The 1495-nt window shown below is 45.4% G+C and carries 2 protein-coding genes; both read right to left on the bottom strand.

Annotated features, from left to right (window positions below):
- On the bottom strand, nt 1-1177 hold a 1177-nt coding region (gene sppA / locus H6S82_RS32530; protein WP_191057452.1), incomplete at its 3' end, for a signal peptide peptidase SppA.
- Nucleotides 1178-1222: 45 nt separating this feature from the next.
- Nucleotides 1223-1495: alpha-hydroxy-acid oxidizing protein (locus H6S82_RS32535; RefSeq protein WP_191057453.1), on the bottom strand; the 273-nt coding region annotated here is incomplete at its 5' end.

Raw genomic sequence — 1495 nt, forward strand, 5'->3', positions numbered from 1 at the left:
CTCCCATCGAAACTATCACCGGTTTTTGCTGACGAATGAGTCTCACTTCTCGCTGAATTATCTCAGACGCCGTGGCACTACCGCCAGGACTGTTAACCCGCAAAACTACAGCTTTTACGTCCTCATCCATTCGCATCTGGCGCAGTTGTCTGGCTAAGCGATCGCCTCCCACTTGTCTGATGCTACCTTCTCCGTTAACGATTTCGCCTTCGGCGTAGACAACGGCAATTTTATTTTGAGATTGACGGTTTTCCCCTACAGATTTATCCGCGACTCTGGCATAGGTACTCAGGCTAATCTGTCGGAATGTTTTTTCATCTTTATTATTGCCAGTTAACTTCTTGAGGTCGGATACTACCTCATCTAAATAAGCGACTTTATCCACTAGACCATTTTTGCGAGCCTGTTCTGGCATCAACAAACCTTGACTATCTGCGATCGCCTGAACTTTTTGGGGAGTTAACTTGCGGCTTTTCCCAACTGTAGCGCGAAATTCGCCCCAAATATCGCTTAACAATTTTTGAATTTGTTGGCGATTTTCCGCACTTAACTGTTTTAAGACAAATGGTTCGACGGCGGATTTGTATTTACCAACTCGGATTACTTGCACGCCAACACCGTATTTTTGAAACGCTCCTGCCAAGAACATAGTTTCCGATCGCAGGCCGTTCAGTTCCATCATACCTAATGGATGGACAACGATGCTGTCTGCTACTGAGGCTAGATAATAACTCGGTTCATCCCAGCCAACGTTGTAGGCGATAATCTTTTTACCAGATGCTTTGAATCTTGAGAGTGCTTGCCGCACTTCTTTGAGCGTTGCAAAACCTCCCACCGCACCTTCTGATTCGCCGCTGGCATCCAAGTAAATGGCTATTATACGTTTATCTTTGGTGGCAGTGTCGATCGCATCCAGCACGGTGCGTAAAGTAATCCTTTCGCGGTCATCTTCTCCCGATACGGCTTTTTGAATTAACTCTCCTGTCCCGGAAGAAGGATTTGTGTCCGTGATTCGCACAGACATATCAAAAACCAATACTGACTTATCTTTTACTTGTGGCCCCGTATCTCTGGTTGCGGCAGAAATAAGCAGAATAATTAGTCCGCCCGTTCCCAAACCAAAGAAAATTAATAAACCTAATAAAGTAGCAAAAGTGTGTTTAATGAAATCCCGCATATTGTTTGGTAATTCCTAATGGTTAATTTAATTATTCGTCTTTTGTTAGCTAATCGGTAACTTCTGCAAAGCTCCAGAGTTTTTTAGGTCAGATAGCGTTGCGTTACCCGTACAAAATAGTACCGTCGTAATTTCTGCTATTAACACTTTCACTAAGGCGTGCAAGGCTTCTTCCGATTCCGCCGCTGCTTGCAGAAATGGCCATGCCATCCCGGCGATGTCAGCACCCAGCGCGATCGCTTTGGCAGTTTCCAAACCATTACGCAGTCCCCCAGAGGCGATCAGGGGTATATTTGGCGCGATCGCACGAATAGTTTC

Origin of the sequence: Planktothrix sp. FACHB-1355 (assembly GCF_014748295.1) — a bacterium.
Classification (GTDB): Bacteria; Cyanobacteriota; Cyanobacteriia; order Cyanobacteriales; family Aerosakkonemataceae; genus Aerosakkonema; species Aerosakkonema funiforme_A.